We start from the raw sequence: 17,811 nt of genomic DNA, 5'->3' as shown, positions 1-17,811 counted from the left end.
GTTACTGCAGTGAAGTCGCTTGAGGTACACAAATGCCGTTATTTAGAATGATACGTGGCCGCGGCGCTATACTACAGTCTGACATTAATTGACTGTCACGATTGAAAGCTGCCGAGGCTTCGTTATAACGTGAAATAAGCTCGAGTAGGGCTTGTTCGTCGGCTACTTCAGTAGAATAAATAATATAGCGTTCAGGGCCACCACAGGCTTTAACGCCTACTTCGGCTAGTTTACAGCTACTTAAGTTTTGTGCATAGGCAACACCTGCGGTAGCACGAATGTCACTTAGTAATCCGGCTAAGCCTTCTGCCGCAGGCAGGGGGGCGGTAAATAAAGGTTCAGCCACAACTTCAGCCTGCGCTTGGCTTGCGTTTGATTTAGCGGCGTCATTATTACAAGCGGTTAGCAGTAGTAACGGACTAATTAAGCACACACCGGCTAAATTACGAATTTTTTTTCTCATTTGGTATTCCTGTTCATGCAATGAAAAGGGGCCCCGCAAGGCCCCTTCGTTAAAGGTGTTGAACGGTCGTTTAAACGTTTAGTTTACGACGACGACGAACAAACACAAGAGGTAAGGCTAGAAGTGCTGCGAAAATTCCGAAGCTACCTTCGTACCACTTTTTACTCTTCTTCTTAGGAGCTTCTTCTTCAACTTTAGCTTCAACAGTTACCGAAGCAGATGCCGTGTCGCTGAGCTCACCGTCAGACACAGTTACTTCGAAAGTAAGTGTAGCTTGTGCTGATAGTGTAGGCGCAACAAAAGACATTTCTGCAGTGTTGGCATTGTTAATAGTTACTGAAGGTCCAGCTGTTTGTGTCCAGCTAAAGCTTAGCTCGTCGTCATTGGCGTCGGTACTTGAAGCAGCGCTTAAAGTAACCGTTGTACCAGCAGCAGCTTTACCGCCACCACCAGTTACTGCCGCAACTGGAGCAACATTAGCTTCGGCCACCATAACAGTTACTGTACCTGTTGTTGTAGCAGCGCCATTGGCGTCTACCACACGGTAAGTAAAGCTGTCTTCGCCTACAAAGTCTGCTTCAGGTGTGTATACAAACACGAGCGACTGTGCAGCTACGCCCATTGCAGTTGGCTCAACTGGCTCTACAGGCTCTTCTGGGTCGGTTACTACTGGTGCTACCGTACCGTTTGCTGGTGCAGTAACAATTTCAATAGAACCTTCACCTTCAGCCTTAAAGGTCATTGGCTGTACAGCGGTCCAGGTGTTGCCTTCAGCTGTTAAGCGGGTGTTTGACGTGGTGGTGAAACCTAAGTTAAAGCTTTCGCTTAAGTCGATTTCAATGGTTTCGTTTTCAATAACCGCCGCAGTAACATTACTGGCTTGACCAATATTGTTTGGCGTTACGTCATATTCAAACTCCATGAAACCTTTCACACCGCGCTGGAACACAACTTGGCGAGCTTGGTTTGAAACAGGCGCTTGTCCTGAACCATCAAAGTATGAAGTATAGCCAACCTGTCCAAGTACATCTTCGAACCCAACACTGCCGTAACCAAGAACAGCTGGCATGTCAATGTAGTTGAAATATACTCGATCTGTTTCTAAGGCTATCCAGATTGAGAAGGTAAAGCGTTTACCCGAGGTATCACCCCATTGTGCAACATCATTCCATTCGATAACAAACCAATCATCTACGCCATCACTTAAAATATTGTAGAGGATAGAGCCGCCGGCATCACCACCAACTTCAAAGTCAGACCAGAACGGAGCTAGTACACCGTTAGGTGCTACTGGGCTTGGCATGTTTTGGTTTAGGTATGACAGGCCGAAGGTTTGTGCAGCTGCACTAATCATACCGTTTTCGCTAAAGCGAATGGTGCCTACAAAGTTACCATCATAAGTAAAGCCACCATAGTTACCAATTGGGAAGCTATATACAACTTCGTCACAACCAGCGTCGCAAGGAATAACTGCGTTGTTTACAGGAATATCAGTTAACGACCAGCCTGCATACGGGAACGGATTGTTAGCTAAGGTAATATTACCTGCGCTATCGGTTAGAGTACCAGCCCATGTCATCGACTGCTTGTTTTGCGCTATGCTAAAGCCTACTTGTGAGGCATTTAAGCCATTGCTTACTATTGAGCTTTCATCCAAGGTGGTGCCTTCTGGAATCAGCATAGTAAAGCTTACTGGTAACGAACTACCGCTATTACCAACACGCGACTTAACGGTAGCTGGGGTTGCGGTGGTTAGGTTAGCAGCGTCTGCTACAACAGTAGAGATTACCTGTGCGTCGGCGGTGTGCTGAGCAACTAGTGCAATCGGCATACGCGCGTCTGCGAACTGGCCTGAAGCGTCGCTCCATAGTACTTCACCGAATGCCCAACCTGGCTCGGCATAAGTAACATCTACCGCTAGGGTAAAGCTGGCTTCACCTTCAGCGTCTAGAGTAATACTCGTTTCGCTTAAAGTGCCGTGTACGCCTGGTGTAGTAAAGTTAACAGTACCATTCCAAGTGCCTTCAGAGTCGAGCAAGTTAGTTATAGTGCGGTCGAATTCGCAGCTAATAACACAACCTACAGAAGCAATAGAAGCAGTGTCGAAGGTAATTGCTGTTTTAATTGCATTAGCAACATTTAAGCGGCCTGCACCACGTTCGAACGGGCCTGCTAAAGTAGTGGCGTCTTCCATCCGCACACCTGAGCTGGTTGAGCTCATTAGTACTGATTTCACCTGTTTAGCGTCTAAACCCGGGTTGAGTTGACGTACCAACGCGGCAGCACCTGCTACGTGCGGGCTTGCCATACTAGTACCAGAAAGTGCACCGTAGCCATCGTCGCCGTCGTTTGGAACATAGGCCGACAAAATGCTAGTGCCAGGAGCAGCTAGGTCTGGCTTCAGGTAGCTAGCGTTGCCATTTGGACCGCGCGAGCTTGATGCTGACATAATATCAGTTGAAGCTTCGTCAACAAAAGTTGTTGGTTCTGGTGAAATTGTTGCTGTGTCGCCTTCTTGCCAGCTAGCGAACATAGTTGCGCCATTTTCCTTCGAGATTGCTACTGAAGGTAAGCTTGCACCAGGCATAGACATGGAGATAATGCCAGTTGCGGCGTTATCATAAAGGATCATAGCAACCGCACCAGCGGCTTGTGCGTTGTTGGCTTTATCAGTAAATGCACAGCTACCACGAGGAATAACCGCGATTTGGTCTTTAAAGCTGTCGGCTGCAAAAGCATTACAACCTTCAACGTTATTTTCGTCTACGGCTGCCGAGAAGTTGATTTCTGCAGTAATAGCAATGCGTGGTGCATTTTCTTCTACTTCAGGATCAGTTGGCCATTCGAAGTCACCACTACCCATAATAGAAGGTACGCCGTCTAGGCCGGGTGCTGTAGTAGTGAAGTCGGCAAAAAAGCGACCGGTTTGGGTATTTGCTACCGCTAAGCCAGACTCAGCACAGGCTGGGCAACCAATAGTAGTGCTGCCAGGGCCTGAGTTACCCGCAGAGGTAACCATTAGTACACCGGCTTCTTCAGCTGCGGCAATAACTGTTGTGTAAGGGCTGCCAGCAGGATCTGCTGCACCGCCACCGCCACCCCATGAGTTATTCACTACATGAGCACCGTCAGCAACGGCGTCTTCTAGTGCTGAAATTAGCATGATATTAGAACCACCACCTGGACTTGTTGGGGTTCTAAATAGTGCTTTGTACACCATTAAGCTTGCGCCTGGGGCAACACCAGAAATGTTAACGTCGACACCTTGGAAGTTAGCAGCTACCGGGTTACCAACAGCTGTACCCGCTACGTGCGTACCGTGGCCACCAAGGTCGAGTGGGCTAATATTTTCGTCTGGGTGAACAGCAAAAGTAGGGGTGTAATAACGAGCTAATACAAGCTTGTCGTTACAGAAGCTAGCTTCTATTAATGAACAGTAGTCGTCGTTCGGTAACCCTTCAGGGCGCACATGACCATTACTTTGGAACATGGCGTGTTCAGCGCGAATACCACCGTCGATGATAGCTACTTTTACGCCTTCACCAGCACGGTCGCGGCCAGCGCTACCACCAATGGCTTCCCAAACTTCTGGGGCGCCAATAAGGTCAAGCGACGTGTCTGTTTGAGCATAGAACATTTCATGTTCGTATACGCGCTTAACACCAGGCGTTGCTTGTAGTTCGGCCTTCAGGTCAACTTCACCTGGGTGTGAAACGATAAGACCATTCATGAGCACATTGAGGCTACGCTCAACTTGCAACTGTGGGTACTTTTGCGAAAGCGCGCTAAATAATTCTGTTTGGCGCTCGTTTAAGTAGGATGCATAGGACTGTGCTTCGTTCGACTTAGAGTCTAGTCGAGCTGAGTCAGATGCACTACGGTGTGTTGCTGCATAGCCGGCTACACCGCCTTTATAAGTTGCAACGGGCGCATCGTGTAACTCAACAATATAATATGTTGGGAACTGCTGTTGCGCTAATCGCGTGACTTTTTGTTCTGAACTACCGCGCTCAACAAGCGTGGCGGTTAACTCAGCCTGTACTGGGGTCAACGTATTTGCAGAAACACCAAATGAAAGTGCTGAAGCTACAAGAGTTGCCACAAGACTAAGTTTAGGTGAACTCGTCTTAATGCTTTTCATTCTCTATCCTTCCTTCAAAGATTAGATATCGCATTTGTTATGCTTTTTGTTTTGCACCTGTAGTGGGCGCAAAGCGAGTCTTGAATATAGCCGTTGAAAGGCTTGAATGGAAGGACTAATGACATTTTTTGTATGGGAGTTGTTGGCTTAAATTTGGGTCTGTGCGGCATTGGCTATAGGTTTTTTGCATAATAACAATTTACATTTGTAACATTTAGTAACAATTGAAGGGGTTGGTTTGAACTAGGCTTGTGGTGTTGTTGAGCACAGTAAAAGTTTTTATTGTCAGTGGTCTAACCTTGTACCTAAGGCGTGGTACGTATAGGATCAAAGGGTTAATTAAAACGTTTAAGGGTTATCAAAAAATGAGTTCTATTCCCCATGTAGATGTGGCTCTTTATGAGCAAGATTTCGAATTGTTTGTGCAAACTCTTGGCGAAGGTTATGAAGGCAATGGCTTTGTTGCTTTAACTAACCACGGTGTTGCCGCTGAGCAAATTCATCAGGCTCTGGATATTACCGCGCAATTGTTTGCTTTACCCGCCGAAACTAAGCAGCAATATCACCAAGCAGGTGGTGGCGGTGCGCGCGGCTATACGCCATTTGGTACGGAAATAGCAAAAGATGCCAAGCACGTAGACTTAAAAGAATTTTGGCATGTGGGACGAGAAGTGGAAGGAACGCCAAGCGATGCAGCATTAAAGCCCAATGTGTGGCCACAAGAACTACCTGAATTTAAAACCCAAATGCTGAGCTTATATGCAGCCCTAGACGAGCTAGGTAGCCGGGTGCTTGAAGGCATTGCAGTATATTTACAGCAGCCCCGTGACTATTTTAAAACTCGTACCAACATGGGTAACTCGATTTTACGACCGTTGCATTATCCGCCTATTATTGATGAGGGTACGCCTTCGGTTCGGGCTGCAGCCCATGAAGACATTAACGTAATTACGCTACTCATAGGCTCGCGCGAGCCTGGGCTGGAAGTATTGGCCAAAAGCGGCGCTTGGATTCCAGTAACTATTTTAGAAGGGGCTATTATTTGTAATGTGGGCGACATGTTACAACGCTTAACTAATGGTGTATTGCCTTCAACCACACACCGGGTGGTGAATCCACCGGCACCCTTTAATAGTAAAAGCCGTTATTCTATTCCGTTCTTTTTACACTTTAACTCCAACGTTATAATCGAAGCGCTTGAAAGCTGTGTGTCGGCTGAGAACCCGAAACAGCATGAGCCCATTTCTGCCAACGATTACTTAATGGAACGGTTACGTGAAATAGGGTTAATTAAATGAGTTTGCTTGGCCGTTTAATTTGGCTTTTACTGAAGCGCTGGCGCGAGCCGCGTTGCCACCCCCTGGCAACGCTACGGGTGCAATCACGAGCGTTGCCGAATGATTTAGACTTAAACATGCATGTAAATAACGGCCGTTATCTGACTTTTGCTGACTTAGGCCGTATGGACTGGTTTATTCGTACCGGTAGCTTTAAAGTTGCGCGGGTACGAAAGTGTATTCCAGTGGTTGGCGACGTAACGGCACGATTTATTCGCCAATTAAAAGCCTTTGACCGATTCTATGTAGAGTCTCGGCTATTGGGTTGGGACCATAAGTGGGCTTATATAGAGCATAAAATTCTTGATAATAAAAACCGCGTGGCGGCTATTGTAGTGATACGGGGTATGTTCTGGAATAAGAAAACCGGTGGCTTAGCACCCCAAGAGTTATTAGATGCCACGGGTAATGGTCATATTGAGCAACCAGAATTACCCGATTGGGTACAAAGCTGGGCAAATAGCTTAGCTGAATTGTCTGCGCAGTCACGGCAAGAGCGGGCAGCGCAAGAAGCCGCTAACTAAGTGAAACGCTAGTGAACAGAGATAAAAAACCGCTCCTAGGAGCGGTTTTTATTTATTGCACTAAATAAAATTAGCTAATACTACGCAGCGCTATCTTTACCTTTAACACCGGCCTTAATGTATTCAATGTCAAAGTTATCCACACTAATGACTTTAATACGGCCTTGTTCAGCGCGCTCTAGTAAAGCTATTTCTGCATCGGAGAGTACACCGAGCTCTTTGCCTTTAGCCGCTATTTTGTCTAAGTAAATAAAAGGCATACGCTCGCCAGACGCTTTTACTACCTTGGCATGCAATGCCTCGGAAGCAACGATGTCTTTTAATACACCTTCAAGGTAACCAAACGAACCTTCTGAAGAAAGGAACTGGCCTTCACCTAAACGCGAGCGAACTTCGTTCGGCTCCATTAAAATGCGCGATATTTGGTGATCGAGCAAGTCGGAAGGGGCTTTCACAAAGCGACCGAAGGGGAACATAATTAACTTCATGAAACCGCCCACCGGCGAGAAGTTTTCTAATAGCGCCAGTTGGCTTTCTTGTAGTTTGTAAAGAGTGTCTTGCATAGCCCAATGTACAAACGGTAAGTCGCCTTGCTGACGACCTTCGTCTTCGAAACGCTTTAATATGGCCGAGCCAATATACAAGTAGCTAAGCATGTCGCCTAACCGAGCAGATACACGCTCTTTACGTTTAAGGTCGCCGCCGTATACGCCCATGGCCACGTCGGAAAGCAAGGCTAAATTGCTACTAAAGCGTGTCATTTGTTTGTAATACTTCGCGGTGCTGCCTTTCACCGGTGCACTAATGAAGCAATAACCGCCTAAGCCATACCAAACCGAGCGCAGGTAGTTGCTAAAAGCGAAACCAATATGACCAAACAAAGCTTTATCGAAACGACGTAAACCTTCTTTTTTGTCATCTAAGTGAGCAGACTTCATTTCTTCTAATACAAATGGATGGCAACGAATTGCACCCTGGCCGTAAATCATTAGGTTACGGGTTAATATGTTGGCGCCTTCAACCGTAATGGCAACAGGTACACCTTGATAACCACGGCCTAAATAGTTATTCGGGCCTAAGCAAATGCCTTTGCCACCATGAATGTCCATGGCGTCGTCCATAATTTCCCGCAGCTTTTCGGTCATGTGGTATTTCGCAATAGCTGAAATAACCGAAGGCTTTTCACCTAAGTCGATACCCGTGGTCGACATTTTGGTTACCGAGTCCATTAGGTAAGCGTTACCACCAATGCGTGCCATGGCTTCTTCGATACCTTCCATTTTACCAATTGGAATTTTGAACTGGCGACGAATGCGCGAGTAGGCACCGGTAACAAGAGCAAGCGACTTAGCGCCACCGGCACTGGTTGAAGGTAAGGTAATAGAACGCCCTACCGATAAACATTCAACCAACATCCGCCAGCCTTTACCGGCCATGTCGACACCACCAATAATGAAGTCGAGCGGTATAAATACGTCTTTGCCGAAAATAGGACCATTATTAAAGGGTACGTTTAGCGGTAAGTGATGACGGCCAATGTCCATACCAGCAATATTGCGTGGTAACAGGGCAGAGGTAATGCCAATGTCTTCTTTATCGCCAATGAGTTTGTCGGGGTCGTACATTTTAAAGGCTAGGCCAATAACCGTAGCCACCGGGGCAAGGGTAATGTAGCGCTTGCTGAAGTTCAGTTTTATACCAATGATCTCTTTCCCTTCCCATTCGCCTTTACACACAATACCGGTGTCGGGAATAGAGCCTGCGTCTGAGCCGGCTTCAGGGCTGGTTAAAGCAAAACAAGGAATTTCTTCACCAACGGCTAAACGGGGCAAGTAATAGTTTTTCTGCTCTTCGGTACCATATAGTTGTAGCAGTTCACCTGGGCCTAATGAGTTAGGCACACCAACGGTGGTGGCTAAAATAGTAGAGTGGCCAGCAATTTTTTGTAACACCCGTGACTGAGCATAGGCTGAGAATTCTAAACCGCCATATTCTTTTTTAATGATCATGGCGAAAAACTTGTTGTCTTTTAAGTACTGCCAAACGTTTGCAGGTAAGTCGGCCAGCTCGTGGGTTGCTTCCCAGTCGCTGGTCATTTTACATACTTCTTCACAAGGGCCGTCTAAAAAGGCTTGTTCTTCTTCCGTTAAGCGAGGTGCTGGAATGTTATGCAGCTTTTTCCAGTTTGGGTTGCCGCGAAATACTTCGCCGTCCCACCACACGGTACCTGCTTCCAGGGCATCACTTTCTGTTTCAGACATTTCCGGCATAATTTTGCGGAATACATTCAGAATAGGGGCAGTAATAACCGACTTACGGATTGGCGTAAGTAACAAAGGCAATAAAATAACGCCAGCTATAACCCACGGAACCCAGTGAAAGAATTCCAACGCGGTACCAATAGCCAGCATAAGGGCAGTACCTATAGCAAAAGAAATTAATGAAACACGATGGTAAATAAGTACAGCTAAAACAATTAATGTGGCAACACACCAGATAATGACACTCATTTTATTACTCCTGAATTCGAGGTCTGACCAGTAGCCTGCAAGGTAGAACAAAAAGTATAGTTTTGCAAGTTTTGTGTAGGGAACTGGTGCTAATAATAAGTGTCTATGTTTATCAATGGTGCTATGGCAAGCTTACTAGCCTGAACTTGCACATAAGCAACGATAACCAAAGGAATACACATGCAGCATAAGTGGTATAGAGTAGTTACTCTAAATGCGCTTCTTAGTTTAGGTATAGCCTGTAGCGGTGCAGTTATTGCGCAGGCTGAAAACAATCAAGCTAATATTTCAGTAAATGCACAGCGAGCAGCAAAATTGACGCGGCCTTATCATGCAGACTACATTTTATCGCGCCGTGGCCGTACCCATGGTAATGCCGGCCGCACGTTAACTGCAGCAGTAGATGGCACTTGGACTTACCAAACCTTTACCGATGCGTCGTTGCTGATATTTTCTGATCGCAGGGCCCATGAAACCAACTTTCGCATTGTTGGCGATAGGGTGGTGCCATTGGCGTTTCAATATAACCGCACCGGTACGGGCTCTGGTCAGTTTTTTGCGGTTGTTTTTGATTATGCGAATAAAAAGTTAGTGCAGCAGGCGGATAGTTCACTTGAAGCAGAATGGAAAGAAGGGCTGCTAGATTCAAACGCAGTATTGCATCAGCTACAAATAGATGTTGCAGGCAGTAATTCAGGAATAGGCGCTGAATGGACATACCAGCTTATTGACGAACGTGGTCGTAACACCGAGTACACATTTCGTAGCATGGGTTATGAAACCGTGCAGGTGCCTTATGGAACTATGGACACTATACGGGTGATGCGGGTACGGGAAACAGATCGCCGTGAAACTTATTTTTGGTTTTCGCCACTGCATAACTACAGTTTAGTGCAAATGCAGCAATTGAAAGAAGGGAAAGAGCAGGCGAAGCTAATGCTTCGCACACTCGAATATAATTAAGCTTTATATATCCTTTACTCGTCTTCTGCTGCGTAGCCAGAAGGCCCAAGTAATTGGCCGTCTAGTTCAGCACCAGCAGCGGTCAAGCGCAAACGCTCGTTACACAACCAATTTACCACCAACGGATAAATTCGATACTCTTGCTCGTGCACGCGCTGTTGCAAGTCGTCTATGGTGTCGCCGTCGAAAATGGGTATTTTTGCTTGTAAAATAACCGGGCCACCGTCGAGCTCTTCAGTAACAAAGTGCACACTCACTCCATGTTCTGTGTCGCCATTAGCTAGGGCGCGCTCGTGGGTATGCAGACCTTTATATTTAGGCAGTAACGACGGGTGTATGTTGAGCAAGCGGCCTTGAAACGGCTGCACAAACTCGGCGGTTAAAATACGCATAAAACCGGCTAACACCACAACGTCGGGCTGATAGCTTGTTACTAATTCAGCTAGGGCTTGGTCGTAGGCTTCGCGGCTAGTGAAGTTGCGGTGGGCTAACACCGCAGTTTCAAGGCCGAGCTCAGCGGCTTTGGCTATGCCACTGGCGTCGGCTTTATTGGCGATAACCGCCACAACCTTACCGGCCACACGCTGTTCTGCGCATTGCTCGGCAATATTAAGCATATTGGTACCCGAGCCTGAAACAAGAATAACAATGCGCTTGTTTTGGCTAGCAATTAGGCTCATTAAACAAATTCCACTCGCGCTTCATCGTTTGCTTTGTTGGCAATATGACCTAACACCCAAGCTTGTTCTCCAGCATTATTTAAAAAGGCGACGGTTTCTTCAGCTCGGTCGGCGGGTACAGCTATTACTAAGCCAACACCACAGTTAAAAGTACGGAACATTTCGTCGCGGGCAATATTGCCGTTGTCTTGAATCCAACCAAACACGTCGGGCCAAGTCCAGCTACTGCGGTTTACCACGGCTTTGGTACCTTCAGGTAGTACGCGGGGAATATTTTCTTGGAAGCCACCACCGGTAATATGCGAAATGGCATGCACTGGAAGTTGTTTTATAAGTTCTAAAATTGGTTTTACATAAATGCGCGTAGGGGCCATTAAATGTTGCCACAAAGGCTTGCCATTTAAATTGCCATTAACGTCGGCGTTGCTTACTTCGATTACTTTACGAATAAGCGAATAGCCATTTGAGTGGGGGCCACTTGAAGCAACGGCAATTAACGCATCGCCGGCTTTTACTTTGCTGCCGTCAATAATTTCGCTTTTTTCTACTATACCTACACAAAAACCGGCTAGGTCGTAGTCGTCGCCTTCATACATGCCTGGCATTTCGGCTGTTTCACCACCAATTAAGGCGCAGCCAGCTTGAACACAGCCTTCGCCAATACCGCTTACTACAGCGGCGGCAACGTCAACGTTTAGTTTGCCGGTGGCATAATAGTCGAGAAAAAATAAAGGCTCGCCACCTTGTACAATCAGGTCGTTCACACACATGGCAACTAAGTCGATACCTACGGTGTCGTGTTGTTTCAGGTCAATGGCAAGGCGTAGTTTAGTACCCACGCCGTCGGTACCAGAAACTAAAACGGGCTGTTTATAGCCTGTAGGTAGTTCGAATAAGGCACCAAAACCACCAATACTGCCCATTACTTCAGGGCGGTGGGTGCGGCGGGTTACTTGTTTTATACGCTCCACAAGGGCATTACCAGCGTCAATATCAACGCCAGCATCTTTATAACTTAACGACGGTTTTTGTTCGCTCACGAGAAGTCCTCAATTCGCCTTCGCAGGCAGGGTGGCTTTGTCGGGTGGGTATTTTAGCAGCAGTAGGCGCAAGCTTGAATGGCAAAGCGAATATATTTTCCGAAAGCTGTTGCACAGCGCCTATTTATGGCGTCCAATATAACAGTTTTCACGCCGCTAGGCATTGTTATGACTACCATTCGACGCATTGTTCCCGCACATAAAGACCATCTTGTTGCGCTCCAGTCTATTAATCAGCGTGGAGCGCCTTACGATACGATTAGCCGGCGTAGCTTTCGGCGTTTTATACAACATGAGCAAGCCGAGCTATTTGCTTTAGAAGTGGCTGAAGAAGCCAGCTGGCTGTGTGTTGGTTACGCTATTCTGTTGTATCGTAAAGCCACCAAGCTGGCACGTTTATACTCATTAGCGGTTGATCCCGATTGGCAACGGCAAGGTTTAGGCTCTGAATTATTAGCCTATGCAGAAAACCAAGCCCGCGAGGCCCATGCGTTATTTTTACGGTTAGAAGTGCCTGCCGCCGACAACGACGGTTTAGCATTCTTTCGCCAGCGTGGCTATGTTCAACTTGGACTAAAAACTGCGTACTTCGACGACAAGTCGGACGCGTTAGTACTGCAAAAGCAGTTACACTTCTTTAATTCTTCGCAAGTACCACGGTTAGTGCCTTATGTGGCGCAAAGCACCGACTTTACTTGCGGCCCCGCCTGTTTACTTATGGCGTTGGCGTACTTTAAGTTGCCTTTACGCCATCCAGACTTTGAAGAACTTGAAATTTGGCGTGAAGCCACCACCATATTTATGACTTCAGGCCATGGTGGTTGTGGCCCTCACGGGCTTGCCCGAGCCGCTATAAAACGCGGCCTAAAGGTTGAACTTTGGGTGAGCCAGGCAGGGCCTGTGATGCTTGATTCGGTGCGTAATACAGAAAAGCGCTCGGTAATGGAGCGCATTCAACAGGCCGACATTGAAACTCTAAAAAAGGCTAAAGTGCCTGTGCATACGGGCGACTATGATCTTGACAAACTACGGGCAGATTTAGCCGCAGGTAAATTAGTTCTTACGCTGATTAGTACCTACCAGTTTGATCAAATGAAAGCGCCCCATTGGGTATTAGTAACCGCCGCCGACGAGGAGTTTGTTTATATTAACGACCCAGACGACGACTTGCTGCCTTGGCAAACAGAATCAGAACGGCAATACTTGCCAGTACCTACTGCTACATTTTTGCGCGCCTTTGGTTATGGTTCGAATCGGTTGCGAACGGCAGTGGTGCTGTCAATATAGTTAGGGACAATTCAAATATAAGGAAACAAGATATGGCAAAAGTATTGGTACTGTATTATTCCAGTTTCGGACATATTGAAACCATGGCGCAGGCCGTGGCAGAAGGGGCGCAAAAAGGCGGTGCCGACGTTGACATTATGCGGGTACCCGAATTAGTGCCTGAAGCAGTTACCACGAAGTCGGGTTATAAGCTCGATCAACCGGCAGCTATTGCTAAACCCGCCGACTTGAAAAAGTATGACGCTATAATTTTTGGCACGCCCACACGTTTTGGCATGATGGCGGCACAAATGAAAAACTTTCTCGACCAATGCGGTGGCTTATGGGCCAACGGTGAGCTCATTGGCAAAGTGGGCGGGGTGTTTACTTCTACCGGCACTCAGCATGGCGGGCAAGAGTCAACCTTGCTTAGTTTTCACACGGTGCTGTTACACCTTGGTTTTGTGGTGGCAGGTTTACCCTATAGTTTTGCTGGGCAAACCCGCATGGACGAAATTACCGGCGGTTCACCTTACGGGGCAACCACTATAGCTGCGGGTGATAACTCTCGCCTACCAAGTGATAACGAGCTCGACGGTGCCCGCTTTCAAGGGGAGCACATTGCCAAGTTAGCGGCTAAGCTGGCGTATTAGTAATAAATATTTGTTGCAGCTCTGCTTTGTTGTTGGTAACTAAATCGGCTAGGCTGAAATTGCTTAAGTACCTATAAAACAAGGCTTTACCTTCTCCAATAATACTGTTTAAAGTACAGGCAGGTAGTGCCACGCAGGCAGGGCTGTGGCACTCTATCCATTCTTCGTCGCCTTCTAACTGGCGAACAACAAACTCGAGTGAAATAGCTTCTACTGGCTTAGCTAACATGAAGCCGCCATGTTTGCCCCGCCGAGTTTCAATTAATTCAAGCTTGGCTAAATGGTGCACCACTTTGTTTACGTGGTTGGCCGATATATTGAACACCTCGCAAATTACGCGCACGCTGGTCATGGCTTGGGCAGGCTGGCAAGCCAAGTACATGAGAACGCGTAAGCCATAATCGGTGTATTTTTTTAACTGCATATGCTTTTTTCTACTTCGAAGGGTTGAATTCTACTTAATATACATTAATAATGCGCAATATAAACATGCATTAGGAATGTCTATTTATGAATCCGAAAAAGTTACTGGTTGCCGCTAACGGCGCTATGGTGTTTACTTTGCTTTGCTTTTTAACCGCGGCGTACCTTGCTTGGATACGGGGTGATGCTTTCCCGTTGCGCTTTGTAGCCATAATGCACATGATGCAAATTGTGTTTGCTGGTTTATTCAAGCTGTCGTATGTATTACGTTTAATTGCTCAAAAAGAGCTTGGCTTAGCCCTGCATTAAAAGTTCTAAGTTCTGCACGTTTTTCTCTTAACTGCTAAGATAATGACCATTAATAAGTAAAAGCTCAATTTAAGGAGTGTACCTATGAATGGTCAAATGATTGAATTCAACAGTAATGGCACCCAGAGTCAGGGTTACTTAGCTACACCAGCGGCTGGCAAAGGTCCGGCCATTATTGTTTTGCAAGAGTGGTGGGGGTTAGTTGATCATATTAAAGACATTTGTGATCGCTTTGCTGCTGCCGGTTTTGTAGCCTTAGCACCCGACTTATACCACGGCGAATCGACCACTAGCCCCGATAATGCTGGGCGGTTAATGATGGCAATAAATATAGAACGGACCGAAAACGACTTACGCGGTGCGGTTAATTATTTGCTTGAACATGAAGCAACCACAGGTAACAAAGTCGGCACGGTTGGTTTTTGTATGGGCGGCCAGCTGTCGCTTTACGCTGCTTGTGCGAACGATAAGGTAGGCGCCTGTGTTAACTTCTACGGTATTCACCCAGACGTAAAGCCAAATTTAGCAACTCTGCAAGCGCCGGTATTGGGTTTCTTTGCTGAAAATGATAGCTCGGTGCCACCGGCAGCGGCCCGCCAACTTGAAAGTGATTTAAAAGCGGCAGGTAAAGAGGTAGAAATACATATTTACCCTGGTGTTGATCACGCATTTTTTAATAACACTCGGCCGGAGGTGTTTCACCAAGAGTCGGCACAAGACGCCTGGGCTAAAATGCTCAGCTTTTTTCAAACCGAACTAAACTAAGTGGGTTAGGGCGCACTTTCAGTAAAATATGCAGGAGTTGTGATGACAGACCACATGCCAGATGATTTATCGGCCGTTGGCCGCGACTTACGAGCTTATACAGACGAATTGCGCCCGCAACATGCCATAGTTAAAAATATCGCAGGTGAGTGGGTGCTGCTGCGCCACGCTGAAGTGGTAGCTGCAGCGCTTGACCATGAGCGCTTTTCCAGTGCTGTGTCGCGTTATTTGCAAGTGCCAAACGGTTTAGACGGCGACGAACATAGTCGTTATCGAGCGCTTATCGATAAGTATTTAACCCCAGCAGCATTAGCCCCGTTTGTACCAGAATTCGAACGTATAGCGGCCGAGCTCGTTAGCAGCCTGCCTAGAAGCGGAACGGTTATTGATGCGGTACACGACATTGGTGCTGTATTTGCGGTACGCGCACAGTTTGCTTGGCTTGGTTGGCCGCAAGCGTTAGAAGCGCAGCTATTAGAATGGATGCAGCAAAACCACGCCGCTACCCGTTCCGGAGAGCAGGCACAAACAGCCGCTGCGGCGGAACATTTCGACACTATTATTCGTTCCGTATTAGCCATTGAACCAACGGCAAATGAAGCCTTAACTGTAACCCAACAACTATGCCAAGAAAAAATTGATGGGCGTTTGTTAAGCGAAGCTGAACTGGTGTCTATATTACGTAATTGGACCGGTGGTGATCTTGGTTCTATGGCGCTGTGTATAGGTGTTTTAGTGGCTTACTTAATTACCGAGCAGGCGCATAACCCTGAACTGTTGCAGCAATTACGCCAGGCTTCGAATAAAGAGCTTGAGCTATTTATTGATGAGGTATTAAGGTTAGACAACCCTTTTATTTCTAACCGCCGGGTAACCACCTGCCCGGTGCATATTGCTGGCCGCGACATTCCCAAAGGCGCACGGGTAAAATTAAACTGGACCTCGGCCAACCGTGACAGCAGAGTATTTGCTGAAAATAGTTTTAAACCAAAGCAACATGCGGCGAATAACCTAGTGTACGGTATTGGCAAACATGTGTGTCCGGGCCGAACTTTAGCAACATGGCAACTGCGTATTGCGTTACAGGCATTGTTACAAGGCATTGATAGCATAAAGCAAGCGCCAAATCTTGCGCTTGAGCGCGAAGTAGCCCCGGTGGGCGGCTATCACTTTGTTCCCATTGTGGTTAGTTAGCTTGAATGTAAGCTTTTAGTACATATTGCTATATAAAGTTGTTGATCTATAAAAGCTGAAAGAGTATTAATAAGTTATAGCCCTCAGTTGAGCGATTAACTTCTACTTTACCTACACGGGCTCAAAAACATCAATTATTGAGAGTTTACAGCATGACATTGAAAGCCGAGTTGGGCGTACCCAGCTATTTCTTGATCATGTAGAGCGTAATGCCGATAACCTTAGTGCCGAGTTTCTACAGCGTTATAAAATATTTATGCAACACCCGGAATGGGTAGCGCGTTTTGACAGTTGGTATGAGGAAACATCGCCAGGCGTATTGCGGCTTAAAGCAGACTTTTTTCACGGCAAGTCGTTTTTTGAAAGTTACTTTCATGGCATGACCGCATTTGTGGGGCCGAGAACAAGCCCAATTAGTGACGAGCTTAAACTACGCACATTAGCTGCCCAATACACCCTTAATGAACTAGGGCCAACCTGGGAAGGCCTGGTTGGCGCCTCGAATATTTCCTTAGAAGCCATAGGTACGCCCGAGCCTGGCTCTGCAAGCACCTATAACGACTTAGCTGCCTCACGCCTGTTTGAAGCCTTACGTGACAATAATTTGCTCATAAATAAAAATGTAGTAACGAACCTAGTTGACGGTCGGGTACTGATCGTTAACCACATAGCTAGTGCGCGCTGGTGGTACGTGACCTCTTACCCAACAAGCCAAATACGCAAACAGGCATTAATGTTGCCCATTCAGTTTTCCCTAGGAGCCCTATTATTAGTGCTGATTACGCTGGGCATCGTTTACTGGTTAATTAATCGCGACGTATCTACCCCGCTACGCTATATGGCTAATGTGGCGTCGATGATTGATGCAAAAAACTATAAAGACGTGGTTAGCGAAAGTGCTAAGAAAATAAAATCACGCGGTGAAGTAGGCTTAGTATTACAAGCATTTCGTACGGTGGCTGGGCGCTTTATTCGGGCTCAGGAACAACTTGAGCTTGAAGTTGCTAACCGAACGGCAGAGTTAGCTGAAGCTAACAAATTGCTCGATCGCTTAGCACATTTAGACGGACTAACAGCGTTAATGAATAGACGCTCCTTTGACCGTGATTTAGCAGCAGCCATCGCAGAAGGGAAAACCACTTGGTTAGTACTTGGCGACATAGACGACTTTAAATTGTATAACGACAATTATGGTCATGAGGCTGGTGATGTTGCTTTACAAAAAATATCTAAATTGCTAAGTAAAAAATTTCAGGGAAGAGTGTATCGCTATGGGGGTGAAGAGCTTGCCATTATTTTACCAATTACAAATAAAGATATACAAATAACCACCATTCAAAGTATTCTTGCCGACATTTATCTTTTAAATATTACCCATATTTACAGTCGTCATAATAGGTCTCAGCTTAGTATGAGCTTTGGGGTTGCGCCAGTTTTTGCGAGCGACACACCCGAAGAAGCTATTCGCAGGGCCGATGAGCAGCTGTATAAAGCGAAGCATGCGGGTGGTAACTTAGTACAGTTTTATCGAGAAACCTAAAGA

At 46.6% G+C, this 17,811-nt stretch carries 15 protein-coding genes; 9 read left to right on the top strand and 6 right to left on the bottom strand.

Annotation, left to right across the window (positions count from 1 at the left end; all coding sequences use genetic code 11):
- Window position 1 precedes the first annotated feature (1 nt).
- Together M1L23_RS00985 and M1L23_RS14930 are read right to left on the bottom strand one after the other, a co-directional pair.
- Complete coding sequence (locus M1L23_RS00985) at window positions 2-463, bottom strand: hypothetical protein (RefSeq protein ID WP_252625112.1); 462 nt, start codon at window positions 461-463, stop codon at window positions 2-4.
- A 70-nt stretch (window positions 464-533) separates the two neighbouring features.
- Window positions 534-4,604 carry a S8 family serine peptidase gene (locus tag M1L23_RS14930; RefSeq protein ID WP_274707206.1) on the bottom strand — a complete coding sequence of 1,357 codons (4,071 nt, stop codon included), beginning with the start codon at window positions 4,602-4,604 and terminating at the stop codon, window positions 534-536.
- A gap of 365 nt (window positions 4,605-4,969) precedes the next feature.
- On the opposite strand from M1L23_RS14930, the gene M1L23_RS00970 reads away from it, so the two are divergent.
- Entirely contained in the window at window positions 4,970-5,902 is a 933-nt protein-coding gene (locus M1L23_RS00970) for an isopenicillin N synthase family dioxygenase (protein WP_252625110.1), read from the top strand.
- The gene (locus M1L23_RS00965) at window positions 5,899-6,465 is read left to right on the top strand and encodes a thioesterase family protein (protein WP_252625108.1); all 567 of its coding nucleotides are present in this window, start codon (window positions 5,899-5,901) and stop codon (window positions 6,463-6,465) included. Before M1L23_RS00970 ends, M1L23_RS00965 begins: the two co-directional genes overlap by 4 nt.
- 80 nt (window positions 6,466-6,545) lie before the next feature.
- Here the strand turns inward: M1L23_RS00965 and fadE are convergent, their stop codons facing one another.
- Window positions 6,546-8,975, bottom strand: coding sequence for an acyl-CoA dehydrogenase FadE (fadE, locus tag M1L23_RS00960; protein ID WP_252625107.1), 2,430 nt, complete (start codon window positions 8,973-8,975; stop codon window positions 6,546-6,548).
- Window positions 8,976-9,155: 180 nt separating this feature from the next.
- Here fadE and M1L23_RS00955 point away from each other — a divergent pair, with 180 nt between their 5' ends.
- Window positions 9,156-9,938, top strand: coding sequence for a DUF3108 domain-containing protein (locus M1L23_RS00955; protein WP_252625103.1), 783 nt, complete (start codon window positions 9,156-9,158; stop codon window positions 9,936-9,938).
- Window positions 9,939-9,952: 14 nt separating this feature from the next.
- Here the strand turns inward: M1L23_RS00955 and purN are convergent, their stop codons facing one another.
- Window positions 9,953-10,618, bottom strand: a complete 666-nt coding sequence (gene purN / locus M1L23_RS00950) for a phosphoribosylglycinamide formyltransferase (protein WP_252625102.1) — start codon at window positions 10,616-10,618, stop codon at window positions 9,953-9,955.
- A complete protein-coding gene (gene purM / locus M1L23_RS00945) occupies window positions 10,618-11,658 on the bottom strand; it encodes a phosphoribosylformylglycinamidine cyclo-ligase (RefSeq protein ID WP_252625100.1) in 1,041 nt (346 codons plus the stop codon). Before purM ends, purN begins: the two co-directional genes overlap by 1 nt.
- Before the next feature lie 168 nt (window positions 11,659-11,826).
- Here purM and M1L23_RS00940 point away from each other — a divergent pair, with 168 nt between their 5' ends.
- Both M1L23_RS00940 and wrbA read left to right on the top strand, forming a co-directional pair.
- A complete protein-coding gene (locus M1L23_RS00940) occupies window positions 11,827-12,945 on the top strand; it encodes a GNAT family N-acetyltransferase/peptidase C39 family protein (protein ID WP_252625095.1) in 1,119 nt (372 codons plus the stop codon).
- Window positions 12,946-12,977: 32 nt separating this feature from the next.
- Window positions 12,978-13,577, top strand: a complete 600-nt coding sequence (wrbA, locus tag M1L23_RS00935) for an NAD(P)H:quinone oxidoreductase (RefSeq protein WP_252625093.1) — start codon at window positions 12,978-12,980, stop codon at window positions 13,575-13,577.
- Here wrbA and M1L23_RS00930 read toward each other — a convergent pair.
- The gene (locus M1L23_RS00930) at window positions 13,561-14,001 is read right to left on the bottom strand and encodes an RrF2 family transcriptional regulator (protein WP_252625091.1); all 441 of its coding nucleotides are present in this window, start codon (window positions 13,999-14,001) and stop codon (window positions 13,561-13,563) included. The genes wrbA and M1L23_RS00930 overlap by 17 nt on opposite strands.
- Window positions 14,002-14,087: 86 nt before the next feature.
- Here M1L23_RS00930 and M1L23_RS00925 point away from each other — a divergent pair, with 86 nt between their 5' ends.
- From M1L23_RS00925 to M1L23_RS00910, 4 genes are all read left to right on the top strand, one after another.
- Entirely contained in the window at window positions 14,088-14,309 is a 222-nt protein-coding gene (locus M1L23_RS00925) for a hypothetical protein (protein WP_252625090.1), read from the top strand.
- An 84-nt stretch (window positions 14,310-14,393) separates the two neighbouring features.
- Window positions 14,394-15,074: a dienelactone hydrolase family protein gene (locus tag M1L23_RS00920; protein WP_252625089.1), complete on the top strand. Its 681-nt coding sequence runs from the start codon at window positions 14,394-14,396 to the stop codon at window positions 15,072-15,074.
- 42 nt (window positions 15,075-15,116) lie between these two features.
- On the top strand, window positions 15,117-16,268 hold the full coding sequence (locus tag M1L23_RS00915) for a cytochrome P450 (protein WP_252625088.1): 1,152 nt from the start codon (window positions 15,117-15,119) through the stop codon (window positions 16,266-16,268).
- Between the two features lie 256 nt (window positions 16,269-16,524).
- Window positions 16,525-17,808, top strand: a complete 1,284-nt coding sequence (locus M1L23_RS00910; protein ID WP_252625084.1) for a GGDEF domain-containing protein — start codon at window positions 16,525-16,527, stop codon at window positions 17,806-17,808.
- Window positions 17,809-17,811 lie beyond the last annotated feature (3 nt).

Source organism: Aliidiomarina quisquiliarum (assembly GCF_023922585.1).
GTDB classification, from domain to species: Bacteria; Pseudomonadota; Gammaproteobacteria; order Enterobacterales; family Alteromonadaceae; genus Aliidiomarina; species Aliidiomarina quisquiliarum.
The sequence above is the reverse complement of the archived record's forward strand: the minus strand, read 5'-3'. Positions and strand labels throughout refer to the sequence as shown.

Coding starts and splice junctions, on each gene's coding strand:
- M1L23_RS00970 (WP_252625110.1), top strand. CDS start 4,970: ATGAGTTCTATTCCCCATGTAGATGTGGCTCTTTATGAGCAAGATTTC.
- M1L23_RS00985 (WP_252625112.1), bottom strand. CDS start 463: ATGAGAAAAAAAATTCGTAATTTAGCCGGTGTGTGCTTAATTAGTCCG.
- M1L23_RS00965 (WP_252625108.1), top strand. CDS start 5,899: ATGAGTTTGCTTGGCCGTTTAATTTGGCTTTTACTGAAGCGCTGGCGC.
- M1L23_RS00940 (WP_252625095.1), top strand. CDS start 11,827: ATGACTACCATTCGACGCATTGTTCCCGCACATAAAGACCATCTTGTT.
- M1L23_RS00930 (WP_252625091.1), bottom strand. CDS start 14,001: ATGCAGTTAAAAAAATACACCGATTATGGCTTACGCGTTCTCATGTAC.
- wrbA (WP_252625093.1), top strand. CDS start 12,978: ATGGCAAAAGTATTGGTACTGTATTATTCCAGTTTCGGACATATTGAA.
- M1L23_RS14930 (WP_274707206.1), bottom strand. CDS start 4,604: ATGAAAAGCATTAAGACGAGTTCACCTAAACTTAGTCTTGTGGCAACT.
- M1L23_RS00915 (WP_252625088.1), top strand. CDS start 15,117: ATGACAGACCACATGCCAGATGATTTATCGGCCGTTGGCCGCGACTTA.
- M1L23_RS00920 (WP_252625089.1), top strand. CDS start 14,394: ATGAATGGTCAAATGATTGAATTCAACAGTAATGGCACCCAGAGTCAG.
- M1L23_RS00925 (WP_252625090.1), top strand. CDS start 14,088: ATGAATCCGAAAAAGTTACTGGTTGCCGCTAACGGCGCTATGGTGTTT.
- fadE (WP_252625107.1), bottom strand. CDS start 8,975: ATGAGTGTCATTATCTGGTGTGTTGCCACATTAATTGTTTTAGCTGTA.
- purN (WP_252625102.1), bottom strand. CDS start 10,618: ATGAGCCTAATTGCTAGCCAAAACAAGCGCATTGTTATTCTTGTTTCA.
- M1L23_RS00955 (WP_252625103.1), top strand. CDS start 9,156: ATGCAGCATAAGTGGTATAGAGTAGTTACTCTAAATGCGCTTCTTAGT.
- M1L23_RS00910 (WP_252625084.1), top strand. CDS start 16,525: ATGCAACACCCGGAATGGGTAGCGCGTTTTGACAGTTGGTATGAGGAA.